General features: G+C 42.5%; 14 protein-coding genes and 3 pseudogenes. 12 read left to right on the forward strand and 5 right to left on the reverse strand.

All coding sequences use genetic code 11. The annotated features are described in order from the left end of the window. Positions 1–524: 524 nt before the first annotated feature. From BLS69_RS32050 to yaaA, 3 genes are all read left to right on the forward strand, one after another. Positions 525–683, forward strand: coding sequence for a hypothetical protein (locus BLS69_RS32050; RefSeq protein WP_176872558.1), 159 nt, complete (start codon positions 525–527; stop codon positions 681–683). Beyond that, entirely contained in the window at positions 661–1,539 is an 879-nt protein-coding gene (locus tag BLS69_RS03655) for a prohibitin family protein (protein WP_091028709.1), read from the forward strand. Before BLS69_RS32050 ends, BLS69_RS03655 begins: the two co-directional genes overlap by 23 nt. 213 nt (positions 1,540–1,752) lie before the next feature. Continuing rightward, the gene (yaaA, locus tag BLS69_RS03660; RefSeq protein ID WP_091028711.1) at positions 1,753–2,505 is read left to right on the forward strand and encodes a peroxide stress protein YaaA; all 753 of its coding nucleotides are present in this window, start codon (positions 1,753–1,755) and stop codon (positions 2,503–2,505) included. 657 nt (positions 2,506–3,162) lie between these two features. Here yaaA and BLS69_RS03665 read toward each other — a convergent pair. Then, the gene (locus BLS69_RS03665; RefSeq protein ID WP_256332218.1) at positions 3,163–3,921 is read right to left on the reverse strand and encodes an SDR family NAD(P)-dependent oxidoreductase; all 759 of its coding nucleotides are present in this window, start codon (positions 3,919–3,921) and stop codon (positions 3,163–3,165) included. Between the two features lie 213 nt (positions 3,922–4,134). Here BLS69_RS03665 and BLS69_RS03670 point away from each other — a divergent pair, with 213 nt between their 5' ends. Continuing rightward, positions 4,135–5,022, forward strand: coding sequence for an AraC family transcriptional regulator (locus tag BLS69_RS03670; protein ID WP_091028713.1), 888 nt, complete (start codon positions 4,135–4,137; stop codon positions 5,020–5,022). Positions 5,023–5,394: 372 nt separating this feature from the next. On the opposite strand, the gene BLS69_RS03680 is transcribed toward BLS69_RS03670, so the two are convergent. Beyond that, positions 5,395–5,961: a DUF4879 domain-containing protein gene (locus tag BLS69_RS03680; protein ID WP_091028718.1), complete on the reverse strand. Its 567-nt coding sequence runs from the start codon at positions 5,959–5,961 to the stop codon at positions 5,395–5,397. Between the two features lie 608 nt (positions 5,962–6,569). Here BLS69_RS03680 and BLS69_RS32495 point away from each other — a divergent pair. The 5 genes and pseudogenes from BLS69_RS32495 to BLS69_RS03700 form a co-directional block, all read left to right on the forward strand. Then, positions 6,570–6,830, forward strand: a pseudogene (locus BLS69_RS32495) (WXG100 family type VII secretion target); the annotation flags it as partial. A gap of 540 nt (positions 6,831–7,370) precedes the next feature. Then, positions 7,371–7,778, forward strand: a pseudogene (locus BLS69_RS32500) (hypothetical protein); the annotation flags it as partial. Positions 7,779–7,803: 25 nt separating this feature from the next. Further along, positions 7,804–8,184, forward strand: a complete 381-nt coding sequence (locus tag BLS69_RS03690; RefSeq protein ID WP_091034823.1) for a hypothetical protein — start codon at positions 7,804–7,806, stop codon at positions 8,182–8,184. A 310-nt stretch (positions 8,185–8,494) separates the two neighbouring features. Beyond that, on the forward strand, positions 8,495–8,824 hold the full coding sequence (locus tag BLS69_RS03695; protein ID WP_091034825.1) for a hypothetical protein: 330 nt from the start codon (positions 8,495–8,497) through the stop codon (positions 8,822–8,824). Positions 8,825–9,104: 280 nt separating this feature from the next. Then, the gene (locus BLS69_RS03700) at positions 9,105–9,347 is read left to right on the forward strand and encodes a hypothetical protein (protein ID WP_091028723.1); all 243 of its coding nucleotides are present in this window, start codon (positions 9,105–9,107) and stop codon (positions 9,345–9,347) included. A gap of 199 nt (positions 9,348–9,546) precedes the next feature. Here the strand turns inward: BLS69_RS03700 and BLS69_RS03705 are convergent. Beyond that, positions 9,547–10,058 (reverse strand): annotated as a pseudogene (locus tag BLS69_RS03705) (GNAT family N-acetyltransferase). A 688-nt stretch (positions 10,059–10,746) separates the two neighbouring features. Between BLS69_RS03705 and BLS69_RS03710 the strand changes: the two are divergent. Together BLS69_RS03710 and BLS69_RS03715 are read left to right on the forward strand one after the other, a co-directional pair. After that, positions 10,747–11,583 carry an ATP-grasp domain-containing protein gene (locus tag BLS69_RS03710; protein WP_091028726.1) on the forward strand — a complete coding sequence of 279 codons (837 nt, stop codon included), beginning with the start codon at positions 10,747–10,749 and terminating at the stop codon, positions 11,581–11,583. A 263-nt stretch (positions 11,584–11,846) separates the two neighbouring features. Beyond that, a complete protein-coding gene (locus BLS69_RS03715) occupies positions 11,847–12,128 on the forward strand; it encodes a DUF6809 family protein (protein ID WP_091028729.1) in 282 nt (93 codons plus the stop codon). Positions 12,129–12,269: 141 nt separating this feature from the next. Here BLS69_RS03715 and BLS69_RS03720 read toward each other — a convergent pair whose 3' ends face one another. Continuing rightward, a complete protein-coding gene (locus BLS69_RS03720) occupies positions 12,270–13,646 on the reverse strand; it encodes a right-handed parallel beta-helix repeat-containing protein (RefSeq protein WP_091028731.1) in 1,377 nt (458 codons plus the stop codon). Positions 13,647–14,199: 553 nt separating this feature from the next. Next, complete coding sequence (locus BLS69_RS03725) at positions 14,200–15,792, reverse strand: catalase (RefSeq protein ID WP_091028734.1); 1,593 nt, start codon at positions 15,790–15,792, stop codon at positions 14,200–14,202. Positions 15,793–15,980: 188 nt separating this feature from the next. Here BLS69_RS03725 and BLS69_RS03730 point away from each other — a divergent pair, with 188 nt between their 5' ends. Then, positions 15,981–17,963, forward strand: a complete 1,983-nt coding sequence (locus BLS69_RS03730) for an ATP-dependent DNA helicase (RefSeq protein ID WP_091028736.1) — start codon at positions 15,981–15,983, stop codon at positions 17,961–17,963. Positions 17,964–18,447: the final 484 nt, after the last annotated feature.

Here is an 18,447-nt window from a genome sequence, read left to right on the forward strand (position 1 = left end):
TTTTTTCTTTTTGGCCGATAGAATAGAAGTTTCTAAAAGGATCACTGATTGTACTTATATTAGTTGTCATAGCTTCTGTCACATGGTACGGCTCATATAAAAAGGATATGAAGGAGCTTGAAGATGGTTTAAGAAACGTATTTAATCGTTGAAAAGAGTATGGATGAAGATGATATCATTAGCATCGCTGCTCGTCGCAGTAAAATGCCACAGTATCCTGTAGTCGTCATATTGAAGGACAATCCACAGGAAGTTGTATACACCCAGAGAGAAGAGTAATGGGTACAACTATGGCCTGATCCATAATAGCCAGATGAATTATTGATCACTTTCTTTTTATGGGAACAACCGGGTACTTGACGTCACTCACTCACCATTTTCTTCACTACTTAACCTATTAGTACTTCAAGCGCTAAACATCCTTGAAACCTAATACGAATTTACAAAGTATATATAAAGAAGGATATAATTAGTTACCATTTATAAATTTGTACTCGGTTACATCCATAGAGGGGAGGACGAATATGCCATTTATTGGGGGAATCATTTTAATTTTTATCCTAGCATTTATTCTATGGGCATTAATGATCCCGCTATTCAATAAAATAGGTAGTAGAATTCTGAAGAAATACAATAAATTCAAACAAGAGGAGAATGTTGATGAAAAATTCAAAGACGTTTAGGGTAGGGGCAATTGCGGTTGCATTAGTTATTATTGTGGGAGTGCTACTGGTGACCTTCTTTTTAACACGAATTCCTAATGGATATGTTGGGGTCGTTTATTCACCCAATGGAGGGGTAAAAGATAGTACACTGAGTCAAGGGTGGAAACTGGTTGGAGCGTTTGATAAAGTAACGAAATATCCGATCCGAATTCAAACGGTGGAATACAGAGACATTCAGATTGCAACTTCTGACGGAAAAAACATCACCATTGATTTTGCTTACAACTACCAGGTAGAACCAAGTAAAGTATCTTCTATATTCAATACATTTGGGCCAATTAGCATTCAAGAAATTGAGGATACATATCTCAAAACACGTTTCCGTGACGCAGCCCGTAAAGGAATTTCCAAGTTTACAGTCATTGATGTGTATGGTGAAAAGTCATCTGAGGCAGGCGTCGATGTGCAACAACGTTTCTCTGATGACGTTAAAGAGTTAGGTTTTATTGTATCCAACGTTACTGTAGGTGTTCCTCAACCTGATGCCAAGACTCAGGAAGCAATCGATAAGCGTGTCGAAGCTTCTCAAGAACTGGAACGTAAAACGACGGAACTCGAGATCGCCAAGAAAGAAGCAGAGCGCAAGCGCGTGGAAGCACAAGGTAATGCAGACAAACTATTGATCGAAGCAGAAGGTCAAGCTAAAGCCAACAAAGAGCTTCAACAATCCTTATCGAGTCAACTCGTTGAATATGAAACCATCAAGAAATGGGATGGAGCCCTTCCATATGTAAGTGGGTCAAATACGCCAATGATTCAATTGCCGACTACAAAAACAGAGCAAAATAGCAGCGCGGGGAGCGTATCTCCCTAATAGCGGTTTGAAATGCGAGCCTTGCTTTCTCACCAATCAAATTGTTGAATTCGAATGAACAAGCCGGTCCAATCTTGGGCTGACTTGTTCATTTTTGAGTCTTTACAAAGGTATCATGAGGATTTAGTTAAGCCTTGGCATTGGATTCGCCTGTCCAATCCTGTACAATGGATAACGACTAAAACAACGGTAGATTAAGGATGGATCAGCACGATGAGAATTATCATATCACCAGCTAAAAAGATGAAGATCGATACAGACCTTATGGCTATCGCGCAGATGCCGCAATTTATAAACGAGTCAGAACAGCTATTGAGTCTGCTTCAAAAGTTATCCTATGACGAACTCAAAGCGATGTGGAAGTGTAACGATGCAATCGCCGAACAGAACGTGGAGCGGATTCGGAATATGAATATAAAGGCAAATCTTACGCCAGCCATCTATGCCTATGAGGGCATACAGTATCAATATATGGCTCCGGGTGTTTTTCAAGATGAGGAACTGGCGTATCTTCAACAGCATTTACGTATTTTATCCGGTTTTTATGGCATGTTACGGCCTTTGGATGGCGTTACCCCTTATCGGTTGGAGATGCAGGGCAAGCTGCAAGGTCCAGGTTTCAAATCGCTCTATCAATTCTGGGGCAGCAAACTCGCAGATCAGCTTCAATCTGAAAGCAGTTGCATTCTGAATCTGGCTTCCAAAGAGTATAGCAAAAATATCACTCCTTTTCTGAGTAAGGAAACCCGGTTCATTACTTGTGTATTTGGACAAATGGTTGATGGGAAGATTGTTGAAAAGGCAACCCGGGCCAAAATGGCTAGAGGTGAGATGGTACGATATATGGCAGAGCGTAAAATTACAGATGTGAAGGATGTAAGAAGCTTTGATCGGTTAGAGTTTGTTTTCTCAGAAGAGAAATCGGATGAGAGTACGTATGTGTTTATATATACAGAGGAAAAGTAGTTTGTATTATGTGAGCAGATTATAATAAGAAGTGTTTTTTACTAAAAAGTCGCCATCCGGCGGCTTTTGTTGTATGCAGCAACCTTTTGGAGGATGCTCTTACGAGCATCACTTACTACCGAAAATTGACTATTTAATCAGAGTGATTCCAAATGTCATCGAAGTATAAAAGGAAAATAACCTTATAATTGAGGACTAAATTACTATTACCGCTTTATCATTTTTCTGGTCCTATGGTTTGCGCTTGGAACCATGATGCCGACCAACGGTTACGCACTTTCGGATCCATCAACTTCCATAATAATGAACGAAAGTAGCCGTAGCGGTCTCAATACTTCTACGGAGCAGAGCGTAAAATATAGTGTGCAAATAGAAAAGGAAGACCCTTTCACAGCTTTCCCAAACCGATCTGGAGAAGTCTGTATCCGACGCATCTGATCGAATCGTTTAACAAGCAAATCAAGAATTACACGAACCGGAGAGAGCAATGTAATACTACTCTTACGAAAATAAATAAGGCTCATGGCCAAACACCATGAGCTAAACAAACCAAGTATAATCGAACGTAGCAGCTAGAAAAATGTTCTATAAGCAGAGCAATATCAGTGTGGAACTCCGCAGATATGCCGTTATTCACAGCGTGTTGTCTTTACATTTTTAAAGCAAATGTCCGCCAGACACTTCAATGTCCTGAGCTGTAACCCAGCCGAAATCATCGGACAATACATTCACAATGACCTTCGCAATATCTTCGGGTTGGCCTATTCTGCCAAATACAGATTGCTCAGCCAGTGACTTGATGAATTCGGGATGCTTATCGAATACTCCATCGCCAAAATTGCTGTGCGTAGGACCGGGAGAAACGGCGTTGACCCGAATGTTGCGAGGTGCAAGTTCTTTGGCGATATAACGAGTCCATGTGGAGAAGGCTGCTTTTAACGAACCGTAGGCAGAGTAACCTGGGAATGATTGGTTTTTGGATGAACTTGTGGTATTAACGATGGCTCCAGCATCATCCATGAATTGCACGAGGTGTTGTGTTAGAAAAACCGGTCCTTTAAAGTTCGTATTAAGAATCTTGTCGAAGTACTCTTCGCTCATCTCATTGAACATCATGGGTCCGCCAATACCTCCATTATTAACTAAGTAATCAAAAGTTGTTCTATCCCAAATGTCTTTGAGACATTTCTTAACTTCCAGGGAGAAACCTTCGAATGTTGATACTTGCGTCAGATCCAACTTCAGTGCTGCAGCCCGAACTCCATTATTCTTCTCAACTTCCTTAACGACAGCTTCTGCCCGCTCCTTATAAGAATTGTATGTGAGAATCACGCTAATTCCGCGCTTGCCCAGTTCAAGAGCCGTCGCTTTACCAATGCCATTACTTCCACCTGTTACGATTGCAATTTTCATCATATCCACCCTTTCTTGTGATCGATCTGGACTTTATTGTAGTCTCCTCTGCTGAAATTATATAGATCTAATAACACCTTATAATTGCCTAAAACCACCATGTTTAATTTTATGTAATTGTAATTTCCTTTGTTTTATATATAAGAAAAGCCTAAAAGTGCCGATTCATGTCGGTGTTGTGTTGAGGAATACAGAGTCGTCTGATAAAATAGGTGTATGAATAAAATTATGGATGAAATTATAGATTTAATGAAATATGCAGGTACTCGACCGATTGCAACGGAAGTGCCGGGGCTGAGTATGATTAAGGGAGATATACCCGCACATCAGCTTGCAGCGCTATACGAGCCGATGATTGGGTTTACGGTTCAAGGAACAAAGATTCTTTCAATCGGGGAGCGCAGTATTACCTTGGGGGGACCCTCATATTATGTTCTGCCGGTACATGTTCCCGCAACGGCGAGGGTATATCCAGACCCTAATGGCGGTCCTTACATGTCCCTTGGTCTTGCGTTGAATCAGAATGTCCTTCAAAGCTTATTAAGAGATCTGCCTGAAAATCTGATACCAACGTCATCGGAGCCGTTCGCAGCTTGTGAGATAGATATTGAATTTATGGAGGCATGGCTACGGTTATTGCGATTAACAAAGACAACAAGAGATATTCCAGCTCTTGCGCCGGCCTATGAACGCGAAATCCTATATCGTGTTCTGATGGGACCACAAGGGTGGTATTTGAGGCAACTGGGTATGCAGGAGAGTAATTTTTCGAAGATTTCTCAAATTGTAAAATGGTTTCGCGATCATTTTATGAGTCCAATAGACGTCGGCGAGATGGCATCAAAATCTGGTATGGCTATAAATACTTTTCACCGGCAGTTTAAAAGTGCAACAGGGTTAAGTCCTATTCAATTTCAAAAGCAATTAAGGCTGTTGGAGGCTAGAAACCTCATTGCATTTGAGGGTTATACAGTAGCCGGTGCCGCATATCAAGTTGGCTATCAAAGTGCCTCACAGTTTAATCGAGAATACTCCCGTTTCTTCGGTCTATCTCCAGCTCGAGATACGGAGAAACTAAGACTAATCGAAAGCGCGAGGGATTAGTTAGCTGCCTCTACTAACTTGATGGTAGTGGGGAAGCATATGGTGTATGAGAAAAGACGCAGGGATGTATATCCCTGCGCCTGATCAAGAATCAAATCCGTGTCCATCAATCCAGATTGGATAAGGGATTGAAGCCACTGCTTGTTTCCTCTGCTTTGTTCCACGCATCCTTGACTTCTTGAGACCATTCTTCAAGGTCGCCTGAGAAAATGTACTAACATAATTGTTAGCAGAAGAGGGAGCTGTCACATCCAATTTAGGTGCGATCCGATTCGTATCCGAAGCTGATGAGCCTTTGGGCTTACTTCCCGTATTCCTCATGATAGAACCAGGATAGCCAATTCCTCCAATATTCAGATTACATCCTTCCTGTTAACGAACATTAATCCAAGCGGTCCACTGTGTTGGAATGTTAATGGAATAGACCGTACCTACAAATTGTCCGCCTGTTGTATTAGGGGATTCATAAACCCAAGAATGGGCAAAAGCATCTACGACACGATCACCGTCCAGATCAATAGCTTCAGACCAGTTGTTTGTCATAGTATTGCCAGCGAGTTTGCCGTAGTGACTACTGTCATAACCGATCTGGAACGTAATACACTGAATCCAAGCCCCACCATGATCATTGGTCGTGGAGAGCGGATTGTTATTAAAGCCGTAAATTTCTTGACCGCCATTAGGAGATACAACACCATATACATTAATGTGAGATACTTTCGGAGCAGGAGCAAACAGAACTGGACCACCCGCATTATCAGCCTTTTGCGATTCAAATTCAGCCTTAGCCGCTTTCACAGCTTCACGGAATTCTTTGGAATTAATAATTTCTTCCTTTGTCAACGGTTTGGCTTGAGTCACGTCACCGTCTGCATAAGCAGCAACATTAAACGAAAGCACTAGAACAAGAATAAGAGCTAAACTAAACAATTTTCTCATAGCAATCAATTCCACCTTTCTTGTTATGGGTATTTTTTTACAAAAACATGCGGTTACGATAAATAGACCTGCTTGCAGATTAAAGCCTCGTGCCCTCCTCTCTTATGAAAATGGTAGAACTCTACAGGCTAGAAAACTCTATGAAGTAGGAATGTATATATAAAATGAATGCCTGCCAATGGTTATGTGTTGCAGACAAAATGTAAATCTCATTTATACGCATTGATATCTTAGCTATGATAGACTCTGATACCCATCTTGAAAATATAAGATTCCAAAATAGATATTTAAATTGTAATATATTCCATTTATACAAACATATAGTACCTTTATGTATCACTTTAAGTCAAGTATTTCATTAATTCTATTATTTATTAAATCATGCTGCTCATCGCAGTAAATTGCCATAGTATCCTTTAGTCGTCAAAATGAAGGACAATCCTCAGGAACAATATATACCTACAAAGAGATCCTATGGGGCTGAAGGACGGATATAAATCATTCTGAGCGTAGGTTCATGCAGTGAAATCAGGAGGTTAGGCGGATGTATTGTACTAGTACTTCTGCTAACATAGGTTAATCATATATCAGATGAGCGGTGAAAACGGATGAGTACGATTAAGGTGAATCCTGAGCAACTACATCATGTAACCAATCAGGTGGATCAGGCCAGACAACAGTTGGAGCATATTCGCAGTGAACTGACGAGACAGATCATGTTCGTTCAGATGATGTGGATTGGGGCGACGCAGGAGCGATTCTACTATGAGTTTGAACAGTCGCGTCCTATATTGGATAAAGCACTGGAGAGTATGGTGGGCATCTCCAAGGAACTCAAGGAGATCGCTACGCGATTTGAGAATGTCGATGCTGAAAAGGTGAGTCTTGGAAGTGCTGTTGGCGCTGTGGGTGCGGGAGCAATGATGAAGACCTTGGGAAATGATGGGGGTCCGGAGGATAAAGGCTACCGGATGGCGCAAGTGAATGTGTATGGGAAGCTGATGTGGATGCCTGTTAACGAGAATGGTGTTACGGATCAGGCAGCCCTTCAGGCATATAAGAAGGATCAGGGGCATTTGGATATCAATCGGATGCAAGCTACGGATGCTGAAGCGCCAGGAGAAGATATTTATGCGATGCAGATCAAAGCCTTTGAAAATGGAATTCATCCCTTCACAGGTGAGCCTGTATCCGATAAGTATGCTCAGATGATGCTGACTTCTCTGAAATTCAGCCAACTATTTATGGCATTTCAGATGGTTCGCGGAAGTATGCCGGGTGGCAAAGGGCCGTTTCGCGTACCTTCTTCTCATCCAGCTGTGGCGAAGATTAAAAAGAATTTGGAAGCGGCTGAGGCAAGGAAAGGTAGTAAGATTAAGGGGACGGGTGATGTTAGACCTGTCGAAATCATTGAAAATAGATATCCAAATGAGATTCAGCAAGGAAAGAGTTTTGACTATGTTTTGAAGAATGGCCAAGTTAAGATTCGAGATGGAATTAAAGAGGTTGACTTTGTCATAGATGTAGATGGTAATTTAAATGTTGGAAGAGGACATTCTCATTTAGCAAATGGAGCTGATGTTCAAGCTGCTGGAAAACTAAAAGTCGATGCAAACGGAAATGTTAGAAGAATAACAAATGAATCAGGACACTATACACCAACAACTGAGCAGGCTAAAAAATATGAGCAGATATTCAATAGTGCTGGAATAAAGACAGAAAACGCTTGGTTAGAGATATATCAACTAGAAGTAACGAGAAGTGGTTATGTCGATATAGGGAAATTAAAGAAAGTATATTCAACTAAACTGAAATAATAGGGGAGATATTTTGACTACTCAAATGAACGAGGTAATTTTTTCGACTAATTTATCTAAAGCCGTTGATAAGATAAAAAAGGCAAAAAACATTACGAGCGATATCGTTAAGTTTATCATAGAGCCGGTTGAGGAACAGGGGAAAATGTTAGATGGTGGCGATGAAATGATGAAACGTCTTGTGTTATCTAAAGAGAATGTTGGTGGTAAAAAACTATTGTTAGAAGATGTTGTTGGGGTTTTAGGAGGTCTTTTTCCGAAAGCTCCTATATGGATTAATGTATCTTTTATAGAAATTGAAGGAGATACCGCTATCTTCAAGCTGGAAACCAGTTTGCGTTTTAGAAAACCGACTTTATTAAGAAATGCTGAAACAGGTCATGCTCCTTTTAAAGCTATTTTATAAAGTATGTGAAGATTGTCTAATATCTTTATGGAAATTTAAGTAGAGGCTACTTAATTAGTATTGATTCATCATTCAACAAATACAGCAGATTGATCGTGGTCAATATATCACCATGATTAATCTGTTCTTTTGTTATTTTCGTTTCTTTAATAGAAGAGAAGAGTACATTGGTGAACAGAAAAGAAAAGTGTGTTTTTACATGAAAGAAGATTTTCGAAATGTTTGCGATTTTGCACAGAAGATCGAGTTCTCAAAAGAGAAGAGTTTCCAGACTACAAATTTAGTGCTACTTTTGGAGGTGAATAAGTGCATGTCAATCAGTGCTGTAGTATATGAACCGCAAAATGATTTTGAACAGAGTTTCTTTGTTCCCATTGCTACAGAATCGTTTTTTAAAGAATGTTGGCAACCTGCGATTGAAGCACTGGGGTTACAATGGACAGACCTGTTTTCATCAGGTGTTGATGTAGAGGAGGAAGATATACCGTCAATTATTGAGGAACTAATTCAAATCAAAGATTGGGCGGTAAAAAACTTAACTGAGGAAAAAAGGGATAAAATGTTTGAAAGAATAACAATTCTTCAAAATAAATTGCCCCTAGCATTTCAACGTAAAGATGCTGTTGTTTTTATAGGATAGATAGGTTATTCGTCATGTTACAGTTTAATGGGACTACCCAGGGCAGAGTGAATCCATCATTCAATCATTCAATCAATAACATAAGCTCTGTATAAAGACATCATCAATTGAGTTGTACGCAGGAAAAGGCTTTGGGTTCATCCCTAATTAATGTTACTCTGTTACATCGAACAGGTCGATTATGGTTAGATATCACTATGATTGATCTGTTTTTTTGTTCCCTTGGTTCTTCTGCGTTTTTTAAGAAATGACTTGGACACAACTGATTGGAGATACGAACATGATTAAATATAGGTATACCATTGAATATAAAGAAGATTTCAACGAAGTTATCGTGGACTTAGGCATCGATTCATCGTTAAAGAATGGTTATCTGATTAGTAATTCTTTGGGATCGGATATATTTGGAGACTTCGCCACAATCCAGGAAGAGATCGGAAACTTAATCGAATTACTGAAAGGGAAAATAACGTTATATGAGGGTGGAGGGAATGTGAACTTAAATTACATTACATATACCTAGTTTGTTTCACTAAATGCGCGTAAGAACCAATTCATCTGCAATACTCAATGAGTTTCCCAAAGGAATAACATCAAGAGCGCGAAATTCAAAATATAAGGAACCTTAAAAGACAAAAAAAGCCTAACCCCTCAGTATCTTGAACGAGGAATTTGGCTTATGATCTTCAGCTTAAACAGCTGCATCCGATTGGTGATTAAAATTATGGTTTATTTGTCCATTTATAAGTAATGAATTTTAACATTTGGCCATTCATTTCAAATTCTTTATCACTAGTTTCTGTATGCTCGAATCCGTTTTGCTCTAAAACTTTTTGAGATGCTATATTGTTGGTGGTTGTTTTTGCCTTAACTTCTTTTATATCTAAATCAACTAACGTATTAAGTAATAATTTTAATGCTTTTTTAGCAACACCTTTTCCAGTGTGGATTTGTCCCACTCTATAGCCGAGAAATCCTATTTTATCGGAATCAATATCAACTAAATTTATTCTTCCAAGAATAGAGTTATTTTCGTCTTTTATTAGATAAAAAAGGAGAGTCCTTTGACTTGTTCATCAAGTAGAGATTCATTCCTTACTTTAAAAACCTCAGGTATGTAATAATCATCTCCTCGAGACGGTACCATTTCCTCGAAAAAAGTTCTGTTTTCAATTTCGAATTCATACAAGCTTTCAATATCTGTGACTTTTAACTTTTCAATTACTAAATTCATGAATCTTTTCCTCCAATCAACTTTAATACAAAATACTACGATTTTGCTTCTGTAAACTATAATCTGCACCACGATTTCAGTTTGTTCTAATTCCACTTTTTGAATATATTGAAAATATTGAATTTAATGCAATTAAATTTTTGTAAAGCAAGTATAACATTCCTGTTTCGTTATTTAACATTATGGGCGATTAATGGGTATCAAAGCCCTAGTACATTTGAGCAATCTTTGGATGAACATCATGGAAACCTAGGCTCGAAGATGTGGGCGTATATTATGGGGCTTTTTGAACACTTGAGCAATTATATGAACAATGGATCTGCAGTACTATAATTACCTAATGTTGATAAGTTGACTTCTCAATTGACCGCAAGGAAATGGTCAATGACCAGTAAGGGGAAGATATTACTTTAAAAGTAAGAAAGACATGGGTGAGAATCGTTTGAATAAAAAAGTGACCTATTTTTGACCTGATTATGGCCACATGATGGCCTTTCGTTGGACTTTTCACGTGATATATTTGTATTGTGGAAATCGGGCGAGAATGAAACGTACAGCTGCAATAGCGGCATATGACTGGGGCGTTCCGCATCTCGCTTTTTCTTATTTTCTTTGAATAGGAGATTAACATCGTATAATATGTTAAGAATGGGTTAATAAAAAGAATACGAAAGTTAGGTGTTACTTTTTGAAGAAGTTGTTATTTGTAACAGACCTTTACTATCCAGCTAAAGGCAGAAACTATTATGAAGAAGACCTGTATCTCACTTCCAAACTTAGAGAAGAGTTCGACTTGATTATTTGCCATCCGGAGGATATCGAGAGCTTCGAGGATGTTGTCGATTTAATTGTCTTTCGAAATGCAGGTCCTGTTGCCAATTTTAAAGAAAAGTATCAAGCTTTTCGTAAGAGAATAGTAGACAAGCAACTAAATACTTACAATTCATTTAATGGCAAAGCAGATATGAATGGAAAAGAGTATTTGTTGGAATTAACAAATGTGAATTTCCCGGTTATACCCACCATAGATTCCGTTGAAAATGTTAAATTTCTACCCGAGGTAGAATACTTCATTGTCAAACCAAAAGATGGCGCTGATTCCATTGGCATGAAGAAAATTTCTAAAGAAGAACTAACTAATGAAATTGATAATGAGCAGCATAGTATTCTGGTGCAACCGTTTATCCCTTTTGAATACGAGGTATCCTTTTACTTCATTGACAAGGACTATCAGTACGCATTGTATGCACCGGATAAGGATAAACGTTGGGAATTGAAAGAATATACACCTACTGAACAAGATTTATCTTTTGCACAAAAGTTTATTGATTGGAATAACATTGACTACGGTATTCAACGTGTGGATGCATGTCGCACACTATCAGGAGAACTGCTATTAGTTGAACTGGAGGACTTGAATCCTTATCTGTCTCTGTTGGAAATTTCTTCTGAAACTCGCGCCGAGTTTATTCAAAACATGAAGGAATCCTTAATAAAAGCCCTTAGTATCAATCCTTTGGGATAAATGTATATCATTCAAATGATAGTAGCGAAATGATCATAAACATGTCGACTAAAGCCCCCCTCGTGGTGCTTTTTCTTTTGCCTTCATATGACAGAATGTGAGCCATTTGTGAGCGTTGACTACAGCAAGATAAGCTTCCTTTGGTGTTTGAGGTATGAGTTTAACTTTAACTTCGACTCAATAAAAAAACACTAGCGGTTTTCCCGCTAAATCCGCATTTCATCTCTTCCCTTGAGTTACAATCTTCCTGAGGTGACCTTACCATGAAGGATAATATGTCAAACCTGATCGAAGATTTGTTTCACGGGAACCTGCGGTTGGACGAGTCGATTCATCCTGAGCAGGCTGAGTATCAAGAGATCAATCGTCAAATATCGGACATGATGCAGAACTACAAAACAAATCTCACAGATACAGAATACGATGCTTTGGAACAACTGATCGACTTGATCGGACAGTCCACGTCGATGTATGTGGAAGCGGCATTCGAGCAAGGTTTTCGTACAGGCGGCAGACTGATGATTGAGGTTTTAGCCAAAACATAAGTATTTATCTATCTACCTCATAAGCCAGCTGACAATACAAAGCAATTCAAGAATCCCCTCCTCCATTACCACCGATTAGGCTGGCATTGGGGGGAGGGGAATTGCTTTTAAATTATTCTTTTATCTTATTTACTCACATACCTACCGTGCCCCAATATTCTTACCCGCTGGCGTACCCGAACCAATCAAATCACTGCCACCCGCAAGCTTCAGGAAATTACCCAAGACAGGTGTTCCGTCGGCGCTACGTGTTACCGAAGGCACGAGGGAGACAAAGTCGGCTGCGCTGACGAGCAGGCCTTTGGCGTTCTCGCTTTTTTTGTTCTTCCACCAGACGTTGGTGCTGCTGACGTCGGTTCCGCTTGTTTTGTCACTGGCGCCGCCTTGGAAGGACAGGTTGTTGGTGAAGATGTGGGTGCCTAGATCAAAGGCAAAGTTGCTTTGCCCATTATTCCAGGAGGTGTTATTTTTCACCTGGATCGAACCGGGATTACTGTTGTAGGTGAAGCCGTGCTTTTTATTGTTAAACGCAATGTTGTTCTCAACGATATGATTCACCGCAATCTTCTCGCCACCGAGCTTGAAGCCGTTGCCATCGCTGTTGGAGGTGGAAGTGCCGTCTGATGTTGCACCGTTCGCGTAGGCGATGCTGTTGCGGATCGTAACCGCGCCGATGGCGCCTGTATCCGTTTTGCTATACAGATCCCAGCCATCGTCCACGTTATAGGCGGCAATGCAGCCGTCGAATACGTTCCCTGGACCGACCGTTAGTTTCGCGGCAAAACCGTCGGCATCCTCGCCGTCATCCGGGTCATAGTTGTTGTGGGAGTAGGAACGAATGACTTCATTATATGCAGGCCATTCACTCTTGGCAGCCGTGGAAGCATAACGTCCCATTTGAATACCCGTATCCCGGTTGTGATGAGCTTCGATCTGCTCCAGGCGGTTGTAGCTGCCCCCGATGAAAATGCCGTTATCGCCGGCACCCTTCACCTCAAGCCCTTTGACGAACCAGTAGTCTCCGAACATTTGCAGTCCACGATTGGTGGAAGCGAAGGTTTGGGCTGAGAAATCAAAGACTGGTTTTTCCGATCCATACGCCACCAGGTTTTTACGTTGACTCGATGTGCCGCTGTTGCCACGTTCAATGGTAATGGTCTGGGAGAAGTTATAGGTACCGCCGCGTAGATAGATCGTTTTGCCCGGTGCGACCTGGGTTAATGCGTTAGCCAGTGACGTTGGACTGTTGATCGTACCCGGATTGCTGGCTGAGCCGTTAGGGGAGACATAGAGATCACCTGCAGCAAGTGCGATATTCGAAGTCGCCACCGATTCGGAGGGGGTTTGTAAGCTGCTCTCGATCAGCTCTTCAGCACCAGCCGATCCACCACCAATCAATAATAGAGGGAACGCGGCGCTCAGACAGATCTGGGCCATTTTCGATTTGAGGGAGCGTTCCTTCAGAGAACGTGCAGATCGTGCAGATACATGAGTGGATGTGGATGGGAATAATTTCATTACGTAAGCCTCCTTGGTTAATTGGGAATAGAATGAAGAGCATGTGGTATCCGTGTACCAGACCGTTACCTATGAGAGAGGTCATGCCGGCTGGTTAGATGTAATCTCTAGGACACAACTTTATGGTAAATGTTGTAATCGTTATCATCAATAATCATCTGATCAGATGGAGGTACATGCAGGCAGGTCAGGCCTGCAAGCTTCCAATGCCTGTAATATCACGTGAATTATGTAATCTTTCCATTGTGTGATAGCTCTCATTTAACGAAGAATCATCTGAAATGAACGTAGAGAAGTACGCTTTTCAATCCTAAGAGTACCAGTTTTACTTATGATCCACTCCTATGAACTTCATTCAATCTAAAATACATAGCTGCATGCATCCTGAAGTGGAGATTACACTCCAGCTAGTCATGAAAAAGCCCTGATAGCAGCTGCAACTGGCAACTTGACGATCAGGGCTATGTTTAATTCAGAACGTAATCTGCTTACTCAACATACTCGAATGTACTAACAGTGTCAGACTTATCAGTCTAAACGCTGTCCAGCTATTTTAATATCCGTCCGTCTCACGACTGCGTTTCTTTGCTTGCTCGACACTGGGTTCATGTTTCGGTTGGACTGTGGCACTATCATCGGTTGGTACAGAGGCCAACCCTTCAGAGACGCGCCGACCGTAATCCGCATCCGCTTGGGTGAAGTAAGAGATCATGCGATCCCGGATATCTGGTTTGCATTGTGCCAACGCGCCGACCATGTTGCTGATCAGCTCATCTCGCTCCCAATCCTCGAACGCCCGGTACGTATCACCCGCTTGTCCAAAGTCATTGGTGCGCTCAATCTTCTCGCGGACAAGTCGGCCCTCCACCAGTGGTTCATGCTCCTTGCCACGAGGGGGTGCTTCCTTTAAGCCACCAAGCGAAGAAGGTTCGTAGTTCACATGCGGATTCTGACCCGGTGCACGATCCACCTGATACTGCATCTGCCCGCCGCTCTGATTCGTTGCAACCCGGTTCTTCGGTGCATTTACAGGCAATTGCAGATAGTTCGCACCCACCCGGTGACGCTGGGTATCCGAATAGGAGAAGGTGCGCCCTTGCAACAGTTTGTCATCTGAGAAATCCAGCCCGTCTACCAATACACCTGTGCCAAACGCTGCTTGCTCCACTTCATTGAAATAATCCTCGGGATTACGATTCAACGTCATTTTGCCCACAGGTAGAAAAGGGAACTGATCTTGCGGCCATAGCTTGGTTGGGTCCAGCGGGTCGAAGTCCAACTCTGGATGCTCGCCGTCCTCCATTACTTGAACGCACAGCTCCCATTCGGGATACTCCCCTTGTTCAATGGCGTGATAAAGATCCAACGTCGCATGGTTGAAATTCTGTCCCTGAATCTCGCTTGCGTCTTTTTGCAGCAGGTTGCGTATCCCTTGATTGAGCGGTTCCCAGTGGTATTTGATGAGTACGCCCTTGCCTTCCTGATTGACCCATTTGTATGTATTAACACCCGACCCTTGCATCTGCCGATAATTCGCTGGAATGCCCCATGGAGAGAAGAGGAATGTCACCATATGGGTAGCTTCAGGACTTAGCGAAACAAAATCGAAAAACCGCTCCATATCCTGTGCATTGGTCAGAGGATCTGGCTTGAAGGCATGTACCATATCCGGGAATTTGAGTGGGTCGCGAATGAAAAAGATTTTCAGATTGTTACCCACCAGATCCCAGTTGCCGTCTTCGGTATAAAATTTTACAGCAAACCCGCGCGGGTCCCGCAGGGTCTCCGGTGAATGTCCACCATGTATAACGGTGGAGAAGCGAACGAACACGGGCGTTTGTTTGCCTTTCTCCTGAAACAGACGTGCACGTGTGTACTTCGATACCGGTTCATCTCCGGCCGTTCCATACGCTTCAAATACGCCATGAGCGCCAGCGCCGCGGGCATGGACCACACGTTCAGGAATACGTTCACGGTCGAAGTGAGTAATCTTTTCGAGAAAATGATAGTTCTCCAGCGTAGTCGGTCCCCGACTGCCAACGGTTCGTACATTCTGATTGTCCGTAATGGGATGACCTTGTCGATCCGTTAATGTCTCAGGGTCTTTGTCTGAGGAATGCTCTGATTGTGAAGACTGATGATTCATGGAGTGGAGCACCGCCTTTCCTTAAAGTGGATTCCTGTATATATTTTCCCTGAAAAATGGTTCTATACATTAAACCTCGCAAATAATCTCGTAAAAAAAGCTTGTCACCCGCTTCATCGCGTGAGATAATTAACTTTTGCCCTGCGGCCTTTTTTGAACGGAAAAATGAAAGAGGACCGCGTCTAAGAATGGAGGCTGACCTAGGATTGTCTACACAACGTTATCCTTTTGCATATGATCCGGCTGAACCTTTTGTATCCCGTCTCGGGGAATGGGTTGCCGATGTTTTTTACGATATTTTGCCAGAGTCCGGCTTCGAGGTACGGGATGAACAGATTTTTATGGCGTACCAGCTCGAACGGGCCTATGGAGATAAAAAGACCATTATGGCGGAGGCCGGTGTCGGAACAGGCAAGACGTTAGTCTATCTGCTCTACGCGGTCTGTTATGCACGTTATACGGGCAAACCGGCAGTGATCGCCTGTGCCGATGAGTCCTTGATTGAACAGCTTGTGAAGCCCGGCGGAGATATTGCCAAGCTGGCTGCACATCTGGACTTGGAAGTGGACGCACGTCTGGGTAAGTCACCGGACCAATACGTCTGTCTGAACAAATTAAGTGCGATGCGATTTGCGGATGAGGATGCGCCTGTTATTGAAGAAGTGCATGAGAGTCTGCCGGATTTTGTGAACACGCCGGGTACACTTCAGGCCTTCCATCCATATGGTGACCGGAAACAGTATCCACATCTGAATGATCGTCAGTGGAACAAAATCAACTGGGACCCGTTCCAGGATTGTTTTGTTTGTCCAAAAAGACAACGCTGCGGCCTTACGCTGTCGCGTGACCATTACCGTCGTTCCAAAGACATCATCATCTGTTCCCATGATTATTACATGGAGCATGTGTGGACCTATGATGCGCGCAAACGCGAGGGACAATTGCCCCTGCTGCCTGATCACAGCTCAGTTGTATTTGATGAAGGACATTTGCTGGAAGAAGCAGCACTGAACGCACTGAGCTACAAACTGAAACACCGTATCTTCGAGGAACTCGTGACTCGCCTGTTAGAAGGAGAGATTCGTGAATCCCTCGCGGAGCGTGTAGATGAAGCGATTGAGAGCAGTGAGCGACTATTTGCATTGCTGGATACGTATACGGTGGCGATTCCGGGATCGGAACGGAAAGAAGTTCGGGTAGAGCCGCCACTGCTGCGTGAGATTGAACGTCTGACGAGTGTGCTGGATGCGATCGGTGAAGAACTGGTATTTGAGAGTGGATTGTTCTCGCTGGATGGTTATCAGATGCGTGTCGTGGAAGAACATCTGGACATGATTCAGTCTGCACTTGCTTTGTTCCGTAAGGAAGATGGTTACATCTGTTGGGCGGAAGAGAGCGAGGATGAGACGACCTTATCAATCATGCCGCGCACCGTGAAGGAAATGCTGAACGAGCGTGTGTTCAACACAGGTATTCCAATCGTGTTCTCCTCCGCAACATTATCTGTGGACAGTTCATTCCGTTATGTGGCGGACAGCCTGGGCATTGATGATTTTGTATCATTCTCGGTGGCTTCTCCGTATGATTATGCGGACAAAATGAAGATGAAAATTACCGATGAAGCTGTACCGGGTCACCCGGAGAACGAAAATCGCTTGCGTGATGCGGTGTCGTTACTTCAGGAGAGTGGAGGACGTGCGCTGATTCTTTTCCGTACGATGGAAGAACTACGCGCGTTCAAGCAGGACATCGTTCATGTACCTGAAGCAGAAGGTTTGCGCTTTATGTATGAGGGCGACCGGGAGATCAGTGATCTGATCGCGGCGTTCCAGCAGGATGAGGAGAGTGTGCTGTGCTCCGTTAATCTGTGGGAAGGACTGGACGTTCCAGGTCCGTCATTATCCAATGTCATGATCTGGTCGCTTCCGTATCCACCACAGGACCCTGTCTTCAATGCAAAACGCAGTGCGTCTGCAGCACCATACGAAGAGATCGATCTTCCGTATATGCTCTTGCGTGTGAAGCAAGGTCTCGGACGTCTGATTCGGACAAGCACAGATTCCGGTTCTGCGGTCATTCTCGATGAATCGCTGTATACCAAAAAGGAAGCCAAAGACCGCATTGCGGCCCTGCTTCCTGAAGGTGTGGAATGGACAACCCTGACACACTAACCAGCTTACGTTAAATGTTCTTGCTTTATTTTTGATGATAAAGTTCCTTGCCAAAATAAGTTCTTGTTCTCTGCGGATTCAACATCCGTATGGGAGCGAGAGCTTATTTTTTTATTTTGATGGTTCCTTCAATGTACTTATCTTCCCTTTTTTCGAGGGATTTTCCCTCGCTTCTCGCTACCAATCGCTCCAACATTCTAACGAACCTACCGCACCTTATTAGGGTGATAATTAAGCGATGTGAATTCTAACGAATCTCAGTAACGTTATCCCGTCGAAAATAGCTTTTAAGCCTGTAAATCGACCGAATTTGGAGAAATAACGTCGCTGTGATTCGTTACACGTCAGACCTGCGCAAATAGGAGCGAATAGCGTGTGTCAGGTTCATTAGAACCAATGACCAATGAGCGCTAATAAGGGAGGGCCTTTGTCATGCTCATGACTTATGGGACATGGAAGGCCCTTTTTGATGTGTACAGATTTA

Origin of the sequence: Paenibacillus sp. CF095, assembly GCF_900101225.1 — a bacterium.
Lineage (GTDB): Bacteria > Bacillota > Bacilli > Paenibacillales > Paenibacillaceae > Paenibacillus.